This is a genomic window from Butyricicoccus faecihominis (assembly GCF_024462775.1).
Taxonomy (GTDB): Bacteria; Bacillota; Clostridia; order Oscillospirales; family Butyricicoccaceae; genus Agathobaculum; species Agathobaculum faecihominis_A.
Genome location: NZ_JANGCE010000025.1, coordinates 40,091 through 59,331 on the forward strand (window position 1 = coordinate 40,091; position 19,241 = coordinate 59,331).

At 57.0% G+C, this 19,241-nt stretch carries 22 protein-coding genes; 2 read left to right on the top strand and 20 right to left on the bottom strand.

Features of this window, described 5'->3' with window-relative positions; genetic code table 11:
- Positions 1-340: 340 nt before the first annotated feature.
- The 5 genes from NE562_RS12655 to NE562_RS12675 all read right to left on the bottom strand — a co-directional run bounded on the left by NE562_RS12655 (position 341) and on the right by NE562_RS12675 (position 3,008).
- Positions 341-784, bottom strand: coding sequence for a GNAT family N-acetyltransferase (locus NE562_RS12655; protein ID WP_280962792.1), 444 nt, complete (start codon positions 782-784; stop codon positions 341-343).
- 95 nt (positions 785-879) lie between these two features.
- Positions 880-1,464: a sugar O-acetyltransferase gene (locus NE562_RS12660; RefSeq protein ID WP_280962793.1), complete on the bottom strand. Its 585-nt coding sequence runs from the start codon at positions 1,462-1,464 to the stop codon at positions 880-882.
- Positions 1,465-1,501: 37 nt separating this feature from the next.
- Positions 1,502-1,927: a VOC family protein gene (locus tag NE562_RS12665; protein WP_280962794.1), complete on the bottom strand. Its 426-nt coding sequence runs from the start codon at positions 1,925-1,927 to the stop codon at positions 1,502-1,504.
- A gap of 57 nt (positions 1,928-1,984) precedes the next feature.
- Positions 1,985-2,734: an N-acetyltransferase gene (locus tag NE562_RS12670; protein ID WP_280962795.1), complete on the bottom strand. Its 750-nt coding sequence runs from the start codon at positions 2,732-2,734 to the stop codon at positions 1,985-1,987.
- A 13-nt stretch (positions 2,735-2,747) separates the two neighbouring features.
- A complete protein-coding gene (locus tag NE562_RS12675) occupies positions 2,748-3,008 on the bottom strand; it encodes a TfoX/Sxy family protein (protein WP_280962796.1) in 261 nt (86 codons plus the stop codon).
- Between the two features lie 445 nt (positions 3,009-3,453).
- Here NE562_RS12675 and NE562_RS12680 point away from each other — a divergent pair, with 445 nt between their 5' ends.
- The gene (locus NE562_RS12680) at positions 3,454-6,348 is read left to right on the top strand and encodes an EAL domain-containing protein (protein WP_280962797.1); all 2,895 of its coding nucleotides are present in this window, start codon (positions 3,454-3,456) and stop codon (positions 6,346-6,348) included.
- Between the two features lie 307 nt (positions 6,349-6,655).
- Here NE562_RS12680 and NE562_RS12685 read toward each other — a convergent pair whose 3' ends face one another.
- From NE562_RS12685 to NE562_RS12730, 10 genes are all read right to left on the bottom strand, one after another.
- Positions 6,656-7,978 carry an MATE family efflux transporter gene (locus NE562_RS12685; protein ID WP_280962798.1) on the bottom strand — a complete coding sequence of 441 codons (1,323 nt, stop codon included), beginning with the start codon at positions 7,976-7,978 and terminating at the stop codon, positions 6,656-6,658.
- A gap of 140 nt (positions 7,979-8,118) precedes the next feature.
- Positions 8,119-8,322: a hypothetical protein gene (locus NE562_RS12690; RefSeq protein WP_280962799.1), complete on the bottom strand. Its 204-nt coding sequence runs from the start codon at positions 8,320-8,322 to the stop codon at positions 8,119-8,121.
- A gap of 40 nt (positions 8,323-8,362) precedes the next feature.
- The gene (locus NE562_RS12695) at positions 8,363-8,773 is read right to left on the bottom strand and encodes a DUF3788 domain-containing protein (RefSeq protein WP_280962800.1); all 411 of its coding nucleotides are present in this window, start codon (positions 8,771-8,773) and stop codon (positions 8,363-8,365) included.
- A gap of 42 nt (positions 8,774-8,815) precedes the next feature.
- The gene (locus NE562_RS12700) at positions 8,816-10,147 is read right to left on the bottom strand and encodes an MATE family efflux transporter (protein WP_280962801.1); all 1,332 of its coding nucleotides are present in this window, start codon (positions 10,145-10,147) and stop codon (positions 8,816-8,818) included.
- A 127-nt stretch (positions 10,148-10,274) separates the two neighbouring features.
- Positions 10,275-10,715: a MarR family winged helix-turn-helix transcriptional regulator gene (locus NE562_RS12705; RefSeq protein WP_280962802.1), complete on the bottom strand. Its 441-nt coding sequence runs from the start codon at positions 10,713-10,715 to the stop codon at positions 10,275-10,277.
- Positions 10,716-10,885: 170 nt separating this feature from the next.
- Positions 10,886-11,428 carry a chromate transporter gene (locus tag NE562_RS12710; RefSeq protein ID WP_280962803.1) on the bottom strand — a complete coding sequence of 181 codons (543 nt, stop codon included), beginning with the start codon at positions 11,426-11,428 and terminating at the stop codon, positions 10,886-10,888.
- Positions 11,425-11,982, bottom strand: a complete 558-nt coding sequence (locus tag NE562_RS12715; RefSeq protein WP_280962804.1) for a chromate transporter — start codon at positions 11,980-11,982, stop codon at positions 11,425-11,427. Before NE562_RS12715 ends, NE562_RS12710 begins: the two co-directional genes overlap by 4 nt.
- Positions 11,983-11,993: 11 nt before the next feature.
- Complete coding sequence (locus tag NE562_RS12720) at positions 11,994-12,776, bottom strand: creatininase family protein (protein ID WP_280962805.1); 783 nt, start codon at positions 12,774-12,776, stop codon at positions 11,994-11,996.
- Positions 12,777-12,878: 102 nt separating this feature from the next.
- Positions 12,879-13,166 carry a putative quinol monooxygenase gene (locus NE562_RS12725; RefSeq protein WP_280962806.1) on the bottom strand — a complete coding sequence of 96 codons (288 nt, stop codon included), beginning with the start codon at positions 13,164-13,166 and terminating at the stop codon, positions 12,879-12,881.
- A 16-nt stretch (positions 13,167-13,182) separates the two neighbouring features.
- Positions 13,183-13,962: a TIM barrel protein gene (locus NE562_RS12730; RefSeq protein ID WP_280962807.1), complete on the bottom strand. Its 780-nt coding sequence runs from the start codon at positions 13,960-13,962 to the stop codon at positions 13,183-13,185.
- A 57-nt stretch (positions 13,963-14,019) separates the two neighbouring features.
- On the opposite strand from NE562_RS12730, the gene NE562_RS12735 reads away from it, so the two are divergent.
- On the top strand, positions 14,020-14,916 hold the full coding sequence (locus NE562_RS12735) for a helix-turn-helix domain-containing protein (protein ID WP_280962808.1): 897 nt from the start codon (positions 14,020-14,022) through the stop codon (positions 14,914-14,916).
- A 24-nt stretch (positions 14,917-14,940) separates the two neighbouring features.
- Here the strand turns inward: NE562_RS12735 and NE562_RS12740 are convergent, their stop codons facing one another.
- The 5 genes from NE562_RS12740 to NE562_RS12760 all read right to left on the bottom strand — a co-directional run.
- On the bottom strand, positions 14,941-15,954 hold the full coding sequence (locus tag NE562_RS12740) for a Gfo/Idh/MocA family protein (RefSeq protein ID WP_280962809.1): 1,014 nt from the start codon (positions 15,952-15,954) through the stop codon (positions 14,941-14,943).
- Positions 15,955-16,058: 104 nt separating this feature from the next.
- Complete coding sequence (locus NE562_RS12745; protein WP_280962810.1) at positions 16,059-17,354, bottom strand: TRAP transporter large permease; 1,296 nt, start codon at positions 17,352-17,354, stop codon at positions 16,059-16,061.
- Entirely contained in the window at positions 17,354-17,893 is a 540-nt protein-coding gene (locus NE562_RS12750; RefSeq protein WP_280962811.1) for a TRAP transporter small permease, read from the bottom strand. The genes NE562_RS12745 and NE562_RS12750 overlap by 1 nt, the downstream gene beginning before the upstream one ends.
- Before the next feature lie 35 nt (positions 17,894-17,928).
- A complete protein-coding gene (locus NE562_RS12755) occupies positions 17,929-18,960 on the bottom strand; it encodes a TRAP transporter substrate-binding protein (protein ID WP_280962812.1) in 1,032 nt (343 codons plus the stop codon).
- Positions 18,961-19,011: 51 nt separating this feature from the next.
- Positions 19,012-19,241, bottom strand: a 230-nt coding sequence (locus tag NE562_RS12760; protein WP_280962813.1) for a hypothetical protein, incomplete at its 5' end; no start/stop codon positions are given.

Below are 19,241 nucleotides of genomic sequence, written 5' to 3' on the forward strand. Positions count from 1 at the left end.
GCATCAATGCTGCCAATTCATGCGCCCCCCATCAGTCACGGCTTCGCCGTGCCAGCTTCCCCTCGTCGGGGGAAGCCCAAAGAGCGCTCTATGCATACGCTGCTTAAGTTTACGCTTATGCCCGACGAGGGGAAGGTGGCGCTACGCCGTATAGGAGTCAGTTATTCTAATCTGAATCACTATGGCGACCTCACCCCGCCGCTGCACGGTTTGCGCCTTGCTTGGGCGGCCGGGTGAGTCACCCGGCCCTACATTTGGGCGGAGCGGGCCCCTTCGTAGGGCGGGGTGAGGTCACCCCGCCGCTGTACGGTTTGCGCCTTGCTTGGGCGGCCGGGCGAACTTACGCCCGGTACCGCGCCTTTTCCAGAACCATGGGCGTTACCGTGCCCACATAGAACGGGACCGGCGCGCCGGTGATCCGGCCGCCCATGGCGCAAAGGATTTTGACCGTCGTTTCCCTCGCGTCGATATGGATCTGATCGATCCCCTGCGCAAACAGGCTTTCGAGCGAATGCGCGGCCAGCCTTGTGCCGATATGTTGGCCGCGCAGGCTGGGGTCCACCACGAATCGGCCCCAATGCGCCTGCCCGTCCTCCCGCCACGCGGCGACCGCGCCGACGATGCGCCCACCGGCCTCCGCGCACCACCACTGCGGCTGCTTTTCGTCAGGCAAGGCGATATCCCCCGAAGGAATCCGCTGCTCGCCTGTAAAGGCGCTTACCTGCAAGCGCATGATCTGCCGCATGTCCGCGCGCGCCGCTTTTCTCATCACTGCTTCCGGCATTTTCACTACCCTCTGTCACAAAATTCCGCCAAATACCCTGCTTCATACGCGGGACCGCACGCATCCGCCGGAGTAAATCGCGGTTTGGCGGCGCTCTACGTATTCTCGCGTATGACTTTGCAAGGATTGCCAAGCGCGATCACGTTGCTCGGTATATCCTTCGTCACAATACTTCCCGCGCCAATCACAACATTGTCGCCGATCGTTACATGCGGCATGATGATTGCCCCGCCGCCTATCCAAACATTGTCTCCTATGACGACCGGCGCTGTCTGCGTTTTGCAGAATTCAAATGATCCCTCGTTTTTCAGCTCTCCAAACCGTTCCGCCGCATTGGCCGGGTGAAAAGCCGTATAGATCTGCACGTTTGGCGCAATCAGCGCGTTATTGCCGATGATGATCTTGTTATCATCCAAAAAAGTGCAATTCATGTTCACTTCACAGTTATTGCCAAAATAAATATTATTGCCGTAATCAACAAAAAACGGGGCGGTAATCCATAAGTTTGAACCAAACCCACCCAGCAGTTCCGTTAAAACGCGGTGCTTTTCATCTAAATTTTCCGAATCGATCCGGTTATAATCGCGCACAAGATTTTTTGCCTTATGCCACCGCGTCAGAAGCTCTTCATCGCCGCAGTCATAAAGCTGTCCGGCCAGCATTTTTTCTCTTTCCGTCATATCCAGTTCTCCCTAAAAACCAGTTTCATTTTCTGTACTACCGCAGCGCGAAATGGGGGCTTTCGATCATCTCTTTCATCCGGCACAAGCAAAACGGATGCCCGGCGGGGTCCAGCATCACTTTCCAGCCGTCGGAAAACTGCTGCTCCGCGATCGTCGCGCCGCACCGGACCGCATGCTCCACCGCTTTTTCCAAATCGTTCACGGCAAAGTCCAAGTGCGCCATTTGCTGCTGCGCTTCGGGCTTGTCCGGCCACACGGGCGGCACATATCCCGGATTGCGCTGGAACAGAATGCCCGGATACGCGCCCTGCTCCGTGCCCGGCGCGCCGACGCAGGCCCAGTCCGCATCATGAAACGGGATTTCCCAGCCGAGCAGGGCCGCGTAGAACTTTGCCAACGCGTAAGGGTCTTTGCAATCCACCGTAAATGTGTACATTTTAATCTTTAATTCGTGATCCATCACGTAACGCTCCTTTTTGTCAGTCGTGTCTGCATCCATCCCGTCAGCGGGAGGGATCTACTTTTTCAGAATCCTCTTGATATATGCCGCGTCCACCAAATTCACCGTTTGAAAACCGCCTTTGTAAAACACGGCGTAATTGTTGAAAACGCAGGGCAATTCCTTGGCTTTTTGCAGCGTATCCACTTGGATCAAAGAGACCGGCACCGCGTTTGCTTCGCAATACGCTTGGAGCTTCTCGATGTTTTGGTAGATAAAGGGGCACTGCAGGTCATAATAGATCGTCAGCTCTTGCCTATCGATCGTCTGCTTTTTTGCATTTTGCGCGAACGACGGCACGGTACCGTCAAAGGAAAGGGCCAGCAATTCGTAGCCGTCCGCCGTGGTATCGACGACTTCAAAGCCGTATTTCTTTGCGAACGACTGGTCGGTCAGCCAAGATTTTTGCTTTTTCGCGCCCAACATACAAACGCCGGACCGGCCCTTTTCTCTGGCGTCGGCGAGGCAATACTCCATCAGCCGCTTGCCGTAGCCTTTTCCCTTGTGGTCGCCGGCAGCCCATAAGCAGTAGATATAATCGTAGTTTTTCCCCGTGACCGGCACCCATGCGGTTTCGAGCGGCGCGTATTCGATAAACACCGTGGCTTTTTCCCTGAGCTTTCTGAAAACATGGCCTTCCTTGATGCGTTCGGCCAGCCATTGCCGTTTCGCCTCCACGCCCGGATGGGGCTTTTTGCTGCGGATGATGCAGCACAAATGCTCGTCCGCGAGGTTTTCCAAAGTTAAGGTTATAAATTCTTCATTCATGTGCGCCCTCGATTCAAGTGCCGATCAGGCCGTCGCTGAAGCGCTTCAAATCGCGCTTGACCGCGTCGGTCAGCCGGTTATATTCGATGCCGTCAATCGCCCCTTGGAGCGTGTATAAATGAACCAGACAAACTTGCGGAAACCGCACTTTTAAACGTAAAAACGCTTCTTTGCTTCCGGTTTGTATCAGCTCTTCCGCCGAACCGATCCCGATCGCTTTGAGTTTTCTTTCCATTTCTTTTCCAATGTTTCGCATGGAGGCTAATTGGGCCATGCCGGTCACATCCTTTTTCTATATTTTTTTGCGCCGCGTCGGGCGGTGTTTCGCTTTTCGATCGCGATCGAAAAGAAATCGCGTAAAATCGGATAAGTCAAGCGCGCCGAACGGATGAACCTTACCGGTCATGCCAGCACCTCCCAGCCAGTTAGTCCCTTCCATCTTAACACAAACGCTAGGGCTTGGGAACCACCTTGGCCGAATGGTCGCACGGCCGCGGGGCTGCTTGCTGTCCAAAATAACAGACGCGGTACGCAATGTGTGCTTGAAAAAAATCCACATATGATATATATTTATTATAGTAACGCAAGAAAGGGAGCATTTCAAGGATGCAGAGCAGAGAAACCGGCGCCGCCTGTTACGGGCGAAACTAAGGTTTCGCCCACTCCATCCTTTACGCCCCGTTCCAGCGCCGAAAAATACGTTTTAGGGAGTTGATCGCATGTCGGCAAGAAAAACCATTCTGAGCCGGGCGCTCCTGTTCGCGGCCCTGCTCACTGTTTTTCTGCTGCCCCAAAACGCTGCGGCGGATCAGGCAACGACCGCCCGCATCGGCTACTATGAGGACGGGGACTATATGTATTACAACGCCCAAGGGGAGTACGAAGGGTATAACTTCGAGTTCCTCCTAGAGGTGGCGAAGCTCGGCGGCTTGCAGTACGAGGTGGTGGACGCGAAAAGCTGGCAAAACGCGATCGATCTGTTGATTGACGGCGGGATCGACATCCTCCCGGCGGTCTATCGCACGGAAGAGCGCGTGGGCAAGATGTTTTTCACCGACCAGCCCATGTGCAACATCTATACCACGCTCAACGTGCGCGCGGACGACACCCGCTATGATTACGAGGATTTCGACGCGTTTCAGGGTATGCGGGTGGGCATCATCCGCGGCGGCGAGGACGGTGAAAACTTTAAGCGGTACTGCGCGGAGCACGGGGTTTCGCTCACCATCGTCGAATACGACGAGACCGCGGCGCTGCTCCACGCGCTGGAGGACGGCACGCTGGACGGCGTGGCCATCACCCATTTGGGACGCGGCAGCATTTTCCGCAGCGTCGCGCAGTTTGCACCCAATCCCCTTTATATCGCCGTGAACAGGCAGCGCCCCGACCTGCTCGCCCAGATCAACCGCGCCATCAACGACATTTTGCTGCGCAACCCCGGCTACCAAACGGATCTTTACGATAAGTATCTTTCTCCCCGCGTCAACCAAACGCCGGTTTTGACCAAGGAGGAATTGGAGTATATCGGGTCCGCCGACCCGGTGCGGGTCTCCTACGATCCCGCCCTCGCGCCGCTCTCTTTTCGCGACGCGGAAGGCAATTTCAGCGGCGTTACAAAGGATATCTTCGACAGCATCGCGCAAGGCAGCGGCCTGACCTTTCAGTTCGAGGCCCGGCCCGCGGCCGAGGCGCTGCAAGCCCTGCGGCAGGGCGAGACCGATGTGATCGGCGTTGTGGACGGCGACTATCTGTGGGACGAGCGCAACCACATGAACACCACCCTGCACTACCTGCACACGCCCACGGTGCTGATCACCCGCGAGGAAAGCGCCGGCGCGGCGACGCTGGCCCTGCCTGAGGGATACCAGCTATCCGAACGCATCGCGCAGAGCAATCCGCAAGCGGAGCTGCTCTATTTCCCTTCCGTGGAAGAATGCTTCGACGCGGTGCTGAACGGAACGGCCGAGGCCACCTACGCCAACACGCAGGCCGCCACCTATTTGCTCAGCGATTTTCAGTACGTCGCGCTGCACGCCACCACCATGACGCAGTACTCTAACGATCTGTGCATCGGCGTATCGAAATCCGCCGATCCCCGGCTGTTTTCCATACTGGATAAGTATATCCAGTATATGGCCAGCGAACAGATCGACGATCTGCTGCTGAAAAATTCCGCCGTTTCCCGCCCCATCAGCATCAGCGCCTTCGTGCGCCAGCACGTCTGGCTGGTGACCGGGCTGATCGCGGCCGTGCTCGGCAGCGTGATCCTGCTGCTGTGCATCAATCTGCAAAACACCGCCCGCAGCAACCGCCGTATCCAAAACCTGCTCTACCGCGACGGTCTGACCGGGCTGGACAATATGAACCGCTTTTACGACAGGGCCAAGGCGCTGATCGGCGCGGACGAAGGCCGGCGCTACGCCGTGCTCTACTGCGACATCGACCGGTTCAAGCTCATAAACGACACCTTTGGCTTTGAAGAGGGCGATCAGGCGCTGTGCGCGCTCGGATGCATCTTGCAGCAGGCCCTTCGGGAGCAGGAGTGCTGCGCCCGGCTTTCCGCCGACAATTTTGTGCTGCTGGCCGAATACGGCGATTGGGAAGAGCTGACGGCGCGCTTGGTTCAGCTCCGCGCGGAGCTGAACCGCTGGCGAAAACACCGGGCGGTCATCTTGTATGAGATCGGCCTTTCCTTTGGGGCTTATCCGGTGGCCGGCGGCGAAACGAAGACCATCCAGCAGATGCTCGATCTGGCCAACTACGCCCGGCGCAGCGCCAAGGGCGTGCCGGGCGGCAGCATCGGCCTTTATGATGAGAAAATGCGGCAGCGCGCGCTGTTCGAGCAGGAGCTGGAAGGCAGGCTGACCACCGCGCTGGAGCAGGGGGAATTTGAAGCGTATTACCAGCCCAAGGTGGATATGAGCACCGGCGAGATCGTCGGCAGCGAAGCGCTGGTGCGCTGGAACCATCCCGCGCACGGACTGCTGATGCCCGGCTCCTTTGTCCCCTTTTTTGAGAAAAAGGGCGCGATCGTCCGGGTGGATTTTTACCTGCTGGAAACCGTGTGCCGCACCATGCGCCAATGGCTCGATCAGGGCCTGCCGGTCGCCACCGTGTCGTGCAATTTTTCACAGCTCCATTTCGGGCAGACCGGCTTTTCCAAGCAGGTCGCCGCGATCGCGGACCGGTACCGGGTGCCCCACCGCCTGCTTGAGGTGGAGATCACCGAAAGCGCGATTGCCAGCGTGCCGGAAAGCGTGGCCCCGGTCCTGATCGAGCTGAAGCAGCTCGGTTTTCAGGTGGCGATCGACGATTTCGGCTCCGGCTATTCCTCCCTCGGGCAGCTTCAGCGGCTGCGCGCCGATGTTTTGAAGCTGGACCGCAGCTTCGTATGCGACGGCCTGCAAGGCAAGCGCGAGCAGATCGTGATCGAAAATCTGGTGCACATGGTGCGGGAGCTGGGCATGTCGGTCATCTGCGAGGGCGTGGAAACGCAGGCGCAGGCGGAGGTGCTCCAACAGATCGGCTGCCACTTTGCACAGGGCTTTTTCTTTTACCGCCCCATGCCCGCCGCCGCGTTCGAGCGGCTGATGGGCCCGTCCCCCGCCGAATAGACGCATACAAAACGCCCGAGGGTATCTTACCCAATGTCATTCAGATAAGGTCAGGCAAGACAAAAAGGTAACGCAAACACAGAAAAAGTAGGGCGCGACGCCCTCGGCGCGCCGAGAGCGAAGCACCGGGATAAGTGAGAGCATCAAACAGGCCGGTACGGCCGAGCGAAGGCACATGGTTTCTCAGGAAGTGTTACGTCCCTTCGAGACGGCGCGCCCTACAAGCTCGGTGAATCCCTTGTTTTTTCTATGCATTTCCCTTAACTGAACGCCCGAGGGTATCTTACCCTCGGGCGTTTTTTGATGGTTATGTAGGCCGCGTTTTTTTGTTTTTCCATACCATCCGCGCAAGGTACAGGAGGAGCAGCAGGACCCACGAAAACGCCTCCGCGTACGCGATGATCATGTTGCCGAACAGCGCGGCCAGCGCGTAGGACAGGATAATGCGGGACAGCAGCGACAGGATACCCGCCGCGCTGGAATATAGCACATCGCCCAGCCCCTCCAAGTAGCCGCGCATCGCGGTGGCCATGCCAAAGACCAAGTAAAAGCTGGCGATACGGCGGAAAAAGCGCCAGCCGATCTCGGTCGCCTCCGGCCCCACGCCAAACATGGCGATCAGATGGCCGCCCGTTTGGATAACCAGCGCGGTAAGCAGCAGGGATACCACGGCCATCATGACCGCGCCGACGGCGAACACCTTTTTGGTGCGCGCTTTCTCGCCCGCGCCATAGTTTTGCGCCACAATGGTCGAGATGCCCGAACCGAGGTTGATGATCGGCAGCAAGACCATGGTATCCACGCGGTAGGCCGTCGTGATGGCCGCGACCGTCTGCGTGCCGAACCCGTTCATAAAGTTTTGCAGGATCAGGCTGCCGAAGGCGCTCACGCTGGATTGGATCATGGGCGGCACGCCCAGACGAACGCCTTGCACGAGCGACCACCGGTCCAGCGCCTTACGGCCGGGACGAAAGCGCAGCGTGCGGTGCTTCTTCACGCTGTACGCGATCAGAAACACGGTCATGACCGCCTGCGCGGCGACCGTTGCGGCGGCCGCGCCCGCAACGCCCCAGCGCAGCCGGGCGACAAACAAAAGATCCAGCGCCACATTGACGGCGGAGGACAAGACGATCGCCAGAAAGGGCGCGCGGCTGTCCCCAATGCCGCGCAAGGCGGCGGCGTATACGTTATAAACCGCTAAAAAGGGCACGCCGAGCAATACGATGCGCAAATAGGATTCTGCCATTTGCACGGTGTCCGCGGTCGTGTGCAGCAGGCGGAGCAGCGGCCCCGTCAGCCCGATCCCCGCCCCGGCCAGCACCAGAAAAACCGCCCCCAGAAGCAGGACAAAGGTCGCGAGGATTTTAGGGATGCCCTCCGTTTGCCCGGCGCCGAACTTTTGCGCGAACAGGATGCAAAGGCCCAGCGTGAACCCGGTGATCGCCATGATGTATAGGTTGATGACCGTGCTGGTCGCGCCGATCGCGGCGAGCGCCAGCTCGCCGTTCACATTGCCGACGATGAACGCGTCCGCCCAGTTATACAGCTGCTGCAAAACGCCGCTCAGAATCAGCGGCAGGCTGAATCGGAGCAATATAGAAACGATGCTTTGTTTTTTCTCTTCCTGCAACTGTCGTGCCCTCCCCCTGCGGTCAAAAAAAACCGTATGCAAGTTAGCCTTGCATACGGTAGGTGCTCACCCGGTAAATTTCATTCACAGGAGTATTGTAGCAAATTTCCGGGGCATATTCAAGCCGCTTTTTCCGCGCGTCATTTGGGCTTGTTCCCGCCCCGCCTTTTGATCAGCGCGCCGACGCCGGCCCCGGCCGCCATGCCGAGGAGCAGCCCGTAGCACATCGCCGTGCCCTGCGACCCCTGTGCCCGGCCGACCATTGCCCCGACCGCGACGCCAAGGCCCGCTCCGATCAGCATCAATAGGACGGCCGCGTTGTTCTTTTTATCGTTTTCGTCCATCTTTTGCTCCTTCTCTCCGATCGTGTTTATATTGCACCGGTCAGCTGCATTTAGCGGCTAACAAGATCTGAATGTCGTCCAAATGCTGCTGATCGATCACGCGGTACTGGAGCCAGCCGCCGTCGCCGCACCGATACTTATGGTCGATCTCGTCACGCGTATACGGCTGCACCTGCCCGTATACGGCGGCAAACTGCTCGTTTGACAGGCGCGCCATCACGGTAAACGCACCGGCCTCGGCAAACACGTTGCATATCAGCTTTTTCTTTTTTCGGTGGGCGACGCCCCAGCCGTATCGGTTGCCATAGGGGAACGTAATCTGCCGCTCCGTCCCGTAGGTCTGAGAAAGCCATTCGTTCAGCAGGGTAAACCGCGCCGCGTTTTCACCGCAGTAGGCTGTCATTTCCGCGATGGACGGAGCGGTTTGCTTATCCAGCATTCTTTCGTACATGGTAGCGTCCTCCCTTATTTTGTGCGTGATGCGCCCTTTCTATCAGGCGTAATGATATTTTGTCCGCTTGCGCACAAGGAACCATGCCGTGACGAGCAGCGCCAGCAGCTCGGCCGCGACAATGGCGAGCCAGATGCCGTCCACCCCGAAAACCAGCGGCAGCAGCAGCACCGCCGCGACTTGGAACAGCAGCGTGCGCAAAAAGGAGATCAGCGCGGAAACAAGCCCGTCGCCCAGCGCGGTGAAGAACGCCGAACCGAAGATGTTGAACCCGTTCATCAGGAAGGACAGCGCGTACAAACGGAAGCCGTGGCGCGTCAGCTCCATCAGCCCCGCGTCGTAGCCGACGAACACCGTGGCCAGCGGCGCGGCAAGCGCCTCCGCCACGATGGTGAGCGTGAACGCCGCCAGCGCGACGATGGTCAGGCTTTTGCGGAACAGGTTTTTCAGCTCCGCGTGGTTCGCCGCGCCGTAATGGTAGCTGATCACGGGCGCGCTGCCGATCGCATACCCCAAAAACATGGCCGCGAAAATAAAGTTCACATACATGATCACGCCGTAGGCGGCCACGCCGTCCTCGCCCGCGACGCTCATGAGCTGGAAGTTATACAGGATATTGACGAGCGACATCGAGATATTGGTCATCAGCTCGGACGAACCGTTGGTGCAGGCCTTGATTAGGATGCGGCCCTCGAACGAGGCGCGGGTCAGGCGCAGCAGGCTGTCGTTTTTCCGCGCGAAGTAGAGGAGCGGCGCCACGCCGCCCACGACCTGACTGAGCGCGGTGGCAAGCGCCGCGCCCGCCAGCCCCCACCCCAGCGGCACGATGAACACATAGTCCAAAACGATGTTGGTCAGGCCCGCCGCCACCGTCATCGCAAGCCCCAGCTTGGGCTTTTCCGCCGTGACAAAGAAGCTTTGGAACACGTTTTGCAGCATGAACGGGGCCAGCGCGAACAGGATGATCCTGCCGTACAGCACGCAGTTTTCCAGCATTTCGCCTTCCGCGCCCATGGCGGCCGCGATGGGCCGCAGCGCCGCGACGCCGAGCACCGTCAGCACCAGACCGGCGGCGAGCGTCACATAGACCAGCATGGAAAAATAGCGGTTGGCCCGTTCCTTGTCGCCCTCGCCCAGCGTGATCGCGACGATCGCGCTGCCGCCGGTGCCGATCATGAAGCCCAGCGCCGCCATCATCATCAAAAACGGCATGATGAGGTTGAGCGCCGCAAAGGGCGTTTTGCCCACAAAGTTGGAAACGAACAGGCCGTCTATTACGCCGTAGATCGAGGTGAAGATCATCATCACAACGCTCGGCAGCACGAACCGCAGCAGCTTTTTATAAGTAAAATGATCGGATAATTGTATTTTCATTTTGTCTGAAACTCCTAAACCGTTTGTTCTTGCGGGGTACAAAAAGCGCCCGGTTATCCCCATAACCGAGCGCACTCGACATCTTCTCCGACTGGTTTGGCTCCGGCCAACCGTCCTCCGATGACTGCTATAAAATTTGCTTGGCCTTTGCCCGGAAGCGCTCCACGTACTTGCCGGTCAGCCGCAGCAGCTCGCGGCTTTCCTCGGGCGAAAGCTCTTCAAACGCCAAGTTCTCCATGATCGCCACGGGCAGGATTTTTTCCTCCGCCAGCCTGCGCCCGGCGTCGGTCAAAAAGATCTCACGGTCCCGGCCCTTGCCGGGCTTCAACACAAGGTAGCCGCCCTGTTCCAGCTTTTGAATGGAGGAATTGATCGTCTGCTTGCTGAGATAGGACATCAGGCAGATATCGCGCTGCAAGCAGCCGTCGCCCATCTCGCAGATCGCGTAAAGAATGATAAACGCGCTGTCCGACAGGCCCATTTTGAGCGACAGGTCGTGGTACAGATCGTCCAGCTCCTTATATAAGCGGTTAAATTCCCGTATGCCCTTCCCTTGCGGAAAATCCACGCGCAGCCCCCCCTTGTCCGATTTCGGACTCCTGTATTATAGTCCGATTTCGTACTCGTGTCAAGCCCTTTTTTCGAGGAAAGCAGGGGTGGGGCAGGTTGCCAAGAAAAGAATATGCAAATAGCCGCCTTACCAAAAAAGGTAAGGCGGCCGCTTATTGATTGGTCTCTTTAGAATGCAAACAGCATCCCCAGTCCGCCCGCGGCGAGTATCCATACAAACAGGTGCACGCGCTTTAATGCGGGCAGATGCGTGACCGCCATACCGGCGGCATAAACGGCGATCGCGCGCCAATAGGGTAGCCCGCCCCGCAGCAGCATCAGCTTCATCAGGCCGATCACCGCCACTGCCACCGCGGCTACCACGGCCGGACGCAGCCCATAAAAAAACTGCCGAACCATTGGGCGGCGCTCGAATCCCTTTAAGCATGCGGCCAGTACCAGAACGATCAGCACGCTGGGCAGACAAAGTCCGGCCACGGCGCTGACCACGCCGGCGATCCCCGCCGCTTCGTATCCGATATAGCTTGCCATATTCACACCGCCCGGTCCCGGCGCGCTTTCGCCCACCGCGATGATTCCGGCAAGCTGTTTGGAGGTGACCCAGTCATACCGCTGCGGCAGTTCCATCAAAAAAGGAATGGTCGCGGAACCACCGCCCAGCGTGCATACCGCTATGCGCGCAAAGTTGATGAACAGCGTCCAAAGGATCATGCGCGCCACCTTCCGGTCATACCGGCAAAGGCAATCCCGGCCGCCCCACCGCACAGCGTGAGCAGAAGAATGGGCAGATGCAGCAGCATACCGGCGGCAAACGCGGCGATAAAGACGAGGACGGTGAACCGGTCGCGGATACTTTTTTTACCCATGGTCCATACCGTATTGCTCAAAAGCACGCAGACCATTGCCCCGATACCCGCAAGCGCGTGCTGGAACAGCACGGAATCGGTAATGTGCTGAAACAGCGCCGCAATAATGGTGATCACGCACATGGGCGATGTGATCTGTCCCAGCACGGCGGCGAACGCGCCGCCCACGCCCGCGATACGATATCCCACATAAGTAGAGGTATTGACTGCTATGATGCCGGGCGCGCACTGCGCCAGCGCGTACATATCGATCAGTTCCTCTTCCTCCACCCAGTGATTTCTTTCCACAATCTCCTGTCGCAGCAACGGCAGCATGGCCAGTCCGCCGCCAAAGGTAAACGCTCCTAGCCGTAAAAACGCCAAATACAGCGGGATATATTGTTTGCTAGCCTTGTCCACAGCGGCCCCTCCTAGTCTAACGCGCTGTATTGCGCCCGGATACAGCCGCTTAATTCTTCAATCGTTCGTTCGAGATACTGCTCGCCCCGTGCACGCGTCGCGGTGCGCGGGTCTGCAAACACGGTCTTATCCGGGGTCGGATCGCCTCGAAAAAACCGGTCGTCAGCGATCCCGTACCTTGCGCACGAAAGCTTTTCGCCCATGGACGGCAGGGCCTGCAAGTCGACGCTTTCCGGATTAAGCGCCAGCATAACCGAGGTTTCCAGCCGCGTGGCATGTCCGCTGTCCGGATCATTCGACGTTTTGGGCAGGATCGCCGGATACCAAACGATTTTGGCGCCGGCTAAACGGCGGGCGCACAGCTTGTCCAGAACCGGGGTATGTCCCGCGCCGCCATGTCCGCTGATCAAGACGATCAGTCGAAAGCCCTGCGCAAGCAGCGCATCCGTATAATCGAGCAGGAGCGCTTCTAACGTCGTTTCGCGCAGGTACACGCTGGGCAAGCCTATCGGCGAAAAATCCATGCCGACCGCGCTCCGCCGCTCCTCCGGCAGACCCAGAGACCGGCAGTTTTCCGCGCCCAAAGGCGCCGCAGCGCCTGCAAACAGCGGCGGCAGCAGTACGCCGCCAAACGCTTGTGACAGCCGATCGGCTACGGCCTGCGCGATCAGACCGTCGGTCCCCATCGGCAGATGCGGGCCGTGCCATTCGATCGGTCCCAGCGGTAAAAATACCACGGACTTCTTTTTTTGCTTTTCCCGCCATTGGTCCGGCCTTAACAGTTCGTCCTTCACCAGCGCCCTCCGTTTCCAAGAGCGATACAAAGGCGTCCCTGCAAGGAGGAAGCAGGAGCGCCCTGTATCTTACATAATGTTTTATTGCGGTCTACCTAGGAATTATACAATAACCTGATACCGCGTGACAAGTTCGTCCGCATCAAACATCTCGGCAAACTGCGGCACGATGCGGGTAAAATGCCCGGTCGCGCAGTGCAGATCGATCGCATTTTGGTCCTTCCAGCACTCGATAAACAGATGGACGCGGCGGTCGTCCTCTCTCTGCACGGAGCGGTAATCCACACAACCCGCTTCCGCGCGGGAAGCCTCCGCCAATTCCTTTGCCAGCGCGTGGTAACGGTTGAAACACGCGGGCTTGATCACCTGTTTTGCGATCGTAACGATCATTAGAATCCATCCTTTCTCAAAAAGCCTTTAGCTTTTGCACACAATCGGCTGAGTTTATTTCCGGGTCTAGTTCAAAGCCCCAAACAACATCCAGCCCAAGCTCGTCACAGACCACCCGCTTGATCTTATCAAAATTGATCTCCCCCGTACCGGGTTCGTGCCGTTCAGGGCAGTCGCCGACATGGATATAGCCGAGCACATCCGCGTACCTGCGCAGATTTTCCACCATGTTACCTTCCATCTGCTGCATGTGCCAGATATCATACAATATCTTCAGGTTGGGCGAGCCGACCACCTTGCAAAGATCGCCGGTAAACCTGCTGGTGGTCATATAATAGCCGGGCTTGGAGATATTGTTCACCGCTTCCAGCACCAGCGTTACGCCCGCCTGCTCGGCCAGCTTTGCCGCGTCCTGCGCGGTCAGTGCCGCGCTGTACAGCTTCACGGTATCGCTCAGTCCGCTTCCGTCGTGCGTGAAGCTTCCGGTATCGTCCATGGCCTGAGAATGGATCACCAGATTTTTGCACTCCAGCGTCTTTGCCACCTCGATCGACTGCGCGATATATTCTAAAAACGCGTCGTGGTCGTCCGGCACGATCAGCGAAGCCTTAAAATCGGCCGAAAACGCGGTGACGGTCAGGCTGTTTTTTTCGCACGCGTCCTTAATACGGGCGATATCGCGGCCCGGCCAATAGCCGAACTCAACGCAGTCAAACCCTGCCTGAGCGACCTGATTAAAGCGCTCGTAAAAGTCATGTTCCAAATAAATTTTTTCAATACAAATGGACTTTTTCATTTGCGTTCTCCTTTGAATTTAAGATATACTATAAGATAATGAGAATGACGAAAGGGGATGTTTCCGGTGATACGCGTATCGTTTGAAGAAACCGACCGAGCGGATTTTACGCGCACCAAGGATGTTCAAATCCTTGCGCTGACCCATGTGTTCGATAACCCGAACTGGTTTTATAATTTTCATTCGCACGACGCCGCCGCGGAGGTCATTTATATCCAAAGCGGACATGGTACCTATACGCTCGATAATATGTCCTATTCGGCTTCGGCGGGCAATTTAATCGTGATCAACCCCGGTGTTATCCACAGTCTTGCGTCGGACGCACAGGACGCGCTCAACGCTTGGACGCTCACCGTCACGCGCTTTTCCTTACCGGGGCTGGCGCCCAATCAGGTGATCTCTCCCGGCGCGTACCCGCTGATGCGTCTGGGCAGTCTGGCGGACTGCTTTTATCAAAACTTCGCACTGATTTTGGAGCAGCACCAGCGGCACAACGCGAATTTTACTGAGATCGCGCATGCCGCCGCGACCACGCTGCTGTTTTTATCCAATCAACTTGCTGGCTCCAATATCAAGGCCGAACAAAAGCGCGGTTCCAAGGAAGCCTTACAGCGCAATTCTTTCGCGCTCGAGGTCATCGCCTTTATCGACAAGCATTTTCGCGAACCGATCTCGCTTGAAATGCTTTCCGACGTATTCCATATCAGCGCCGGGCACATCAGCCACGCGCTCACCAACGAGTGCGGCATATCGCCCATCAACTACCTGATTAGCCGCCGGATCGGCGAGGCGCAATGGCTGCTGTTGACGACCGAGCTTTCTGTGGGCGATATCGCGCTGTACGTCGGGTATGATAATACCTATCATTTTTCCAAGCTGTTCTCCAAGCGAATCGGCATGCGCCCGCAGGATTTCCGGACAAAGTTTAAGGCCGTTTCAGAAAAGGAGCGTTAAAGTCCACGCCGCAAGGGGCATGCCTTACGAAACCGCAACCACCCTTTGCGCCTTTGCGGAATCCAATATCGCATGGGAAATTTCCAGCGTTCGCAGCGCGTAAGCGCCGGACACGGCGTTTTCAGCCTTGCCCTCTATCACGTCCAAAAAGTGCCGGGTCGCGTTGGTGTAGGACGGACAGGTCGCCAGATTATAGATATCGTTCAGCTTAAACTCCTGCTCGCATTCCATCTCGTCGGTCCGAATGCGCAGGCGGGTAAAGTCAAACAGGTCGTCGCCTTCCAGATAAACCGTGCCCTTGGTGCCGATCACGCCGCGAGTCGACCCCTTCATGTAGGAGGACCAGCTTGCGTTGACCAGCGCCATCGCGCCGGACTCCATGTTAAGCGATACATGAACATTATTATCAAACTCCGGGATCTCCGCGTATGTACCACGCACATCGGCTTTAACGTCCCGTACCGGCCCCGCGAGCTGGATAATCATATCGATATCGTGCGATAGCGATTCGATGCTCATGCCGCATACCAGACCGGGCTTGCGGCGCCAAGTATCGTTTTTCGTGCCCGCGTTGCCGCCCAGCATGCCGGCTCGGTAAACAAAAGCGTCCACGATATCGCCGATCTGCCCTGAGCGGACGATTTCTAGCAGCTTTTGAAAGCCGGGGCGGAAACGGTGGTTGTAGTCCACCATAATTTGAACGCCGTACCGCTCGGCCATGTCACACATTTTGCGAGCGTCCTCCACCGCGATCGCCATCGGCTTTTCGGTGACGACATGGCAGCCCGCCTTCATGGCAATCTCAGCATAAGCAAGGCGCAGCGAGGGCGGCGTGCAAAGATGCACCATATCCGCACCCTGCACAGCCTTTTCGTATTGCTCCATATCGACCAGCACGGCCGCATGGTATTCGTCCGCCAGCTTCTTCGCGCTTTCCGCGCGAATGTCGAAAACGCCGACGATTTCTACGTTTAAGGCGCGGCAAGCTTTTGCATGCGCGTAAGCGATCGCGCCCGCGCCAACAATGACAGTTTTCATAAAAGAACTCCTTCCGATATAGACCGGAGAAGGGTTCCCCCTTCTCCGGATAAAAGCAAACGGTCCAACGCTATCCCCGTATGCCAGCAAGCGCGGGGATTTTGTTATGCGCCGACCAGTACCAGACTGATCTGCGGGATAAAGATGATCGCGACCAGAACGATCAGGAATGCGGCCATAAAGGGCAACACCTTTTTCGCCAGCGACATAACGGGCACCTTAGTCAGAGTCGAAGCTACATACAGGTTGTTGCCGATCGGCGGCGTGATGAAGCCGACCGCTAGATTGCATACCATGATAATGCCGAAATGTACCGGATTGATACCCACAGCCGTAACGATCGGCGCTAAGATAGGCGCGAGAATTAAAATCGCCGGCGTGGTATCCATAAACATACCGACAATAAGCAGGAATAGGTTGATGACAATCATCAGAGCGATTTTATTGGGAAATGCCGTGCCCAGCGTCGTTGCAATGATTTGCGGCGCCTGCGTCATGGTCAGCACGCGGCCAAACGCGGATGCGGTCGCGATAATGAACAGGATCGGCGCGTAGGTGGAAGCCGCTTCCGCAAAAACATCCATCAAATCCCGCAGCTTGAGCGTGCGGTAAACGAACAGTGAGATAATCAGCGAATAAATCACCGACACGGCCGCCGCCTCGGTCGGCGTGAAGAAGCCGCCGTAAATGCCGCCCAGAATGATAATCGGCGACAGCAAAGCCCAAGAGCTATCCAGCAATACGGCGACGAGTCCCTTGTCGTGCAGCACCCGCACATGCGCCTGTATTTTTTGCGTATCCTCGCCATGTTTTTTGCAGTACCACACGGCAACGGCCATCAGCGCGGCGCCGATCAGGAGGCCGGGAATGATGCCCGCAATGAACATCGAACCGACCGACGCGCCGGAAACAGCGCTGGAATAGAGAATGAACGGAATGGACGGCGGTATAATGACGCCCAAGCCGCCCGCGACCGCCACTAGGGCCGCGCTGAACTGCAATTCATACCCCAGACTCACGAGCAAGGGAATCGTCATCGCGCCCACTGCCGCGGTCGTCGCGGGCGCGGAGCCTGAGATCGCGCCGTAGAACAGACAAGTCACCACGACCGCACACGGCAGGCCGCCGGGCATGTTGCCAATAAAATACGAAAAGATATTGAAAAGTTTTTCAGATATCTTGCCCTTAGCCATAATAATACCGGAAAGCACGAACAGCGGGATTGCGATCGTGATTGTGCTGTTCAAACCGCTCAGGCTGTTGCGCAGGAACATGGATGCGTCAAAGGCAAAGCCGGGGTTCAGCGCGAAGGGAATCATGGAGGCAATCCCCAGACTGATGCTGATCGGTACCGCAAGAAGCATCAGGACCAGCACGCCTATAAGCATGGGAGCCAGCATTACCCGTTCACCTCCTTCTGATCGGCGGACGGCATTTTGGGCTCTTCCGTCGGATCCCACTGGGAATCATCGCCGTCCTTAAAATTGCAAATGATGCGCACAATCCCTTGCAAGCAGCGAATAGCCGACAGAACGCCGCAAAACACCGTACAGGAATACACATATTTAATCGAAAAGCCCATTGTAGCGCTGCGCTGGTTACTCATCGCCAACAAACTGAACGAGTTGACCGCCATCCAGACAAAGAACGCCAGCATGATTAGGTGTACCAACAGGGATACCACGTTTCTAGCCTTGCGCGGGATCAGCGTGAAGATCAGCGTCAGCCGCATCGCGGTGTTATAGCGTATCGTGTAGCTCACACCAATAAAGCCCGACCAAATCAACAGATAACGCGACAGCTCCTCCACCCATGGCAGCGCGCTTTTTGCGCCGAAGCGGTAAAATATCTGTGCGGTATTGATGCCGAGGATCCCAAACAACAGCACGACCAAAATGATTTTTTCTATATTTCGGTCTGCCCATTTGATTGCTTTCATTTTGCGCCTCCTCTCTTATTCGGCAAGGTATGGCCTCAGGCGTTGGCCGCCTTCATGAACAGATCAGTCATTTCTTCACCGGCCTGCTCGCGCACCAACGGAGTAACCTTTTCCGCCGCGATTTTGCTGATCTCGTCCAGAACGCTCTCATCCAGTTTGATATACTCCATGCCTTCGTCCTGCATCGCGGTCAAGGCGTCATCGTTGGCCTTATCGCAATAGGAGCGGGAATCTTCCAGCAGTTCGTCGCACACCTTGTCCAACGCGGCGCGGTCGTCCTCGGGCAGGCTATTGTAATAGTCCAGATTGCACACAAAAATAATATTGCTGAAAATGTGGTTGGTCTCGACGATGTACTTTTGCACTTCGGCATAATTGTTGGCTTGGATCGAGCAATACGGATCCTCCTGCGCTTCCAGCAAGCCCTGCTGTAGGCTGATGAACACCTCGGCCCGGTTCATCGGGGTCGGATTTGCGCCCAGCGCCTGCCAGTAATTCATATGAATATTATTTTCCATCGTACGGATATCCAGCCCCTTAAAATCCGCGAGCGAGCGAAGGGCCTTATTCGACGAGGTCTGGCGGAAGCCCTGATCGCTTAGCAGCAATAGCTTCATCCCGTTGTTTTCAAAAATTTCGTTCAGCTTGCCACGAAAATCGGTGTTGTCCATGGCGCCGCGCGCCTGTTCCAGATTTGTCAGCACACCCGGCATATCCATAACGGCCAGTTCGGGCATCATCGTAACCAGATTGGCGGTGTTGGTGCACAAAAACTGCACCTGACCACTCATCACTTGCTCGGCCACCTCGGTATCATTGCCAAGGGTGCCGTTTAGATACACGTTGCCGGTCATGGCGTCGCCAGTGCTTTGCCTCAGGCTTTCATCGAACTTCTGGCAGATATATGCGGTGACCGTGCCCTCCGGCGCGTTCGCCGAAATACTGTATGGCGCTGCGCCCGCGGTGTCGCCGGAAGTCTCGGCGGGCTGACCGCCGCCTCCGCAGCCGGACAAAAGGGATGTGGACAACGCCGCGCACAGCAGCATACCGATTGCTTGCTTTTTCATTTTTACTCCTCCAAAATATTATTTTTATCATCACGCCTATGGTGTTGGTTTTTATGCAAAGCGTTTTTGCAGCTCGGGGATATCGAGGTAGTACCCATCGATAAAATCGCCGCCGTCCGGGCGGAGGATGTTTTCAAGGGAGATGTAGCCTTCGTACCCGTCGCGCTCCAGCGCCGCCCGCATGTCGTCCAGATAGGGCGCCATCATGCCGTGGCCGATGTTTTTGATATCGACCCAGCCCTCAATGATCGAGCAATTCAGGTCCTTGATATGTACGTGGC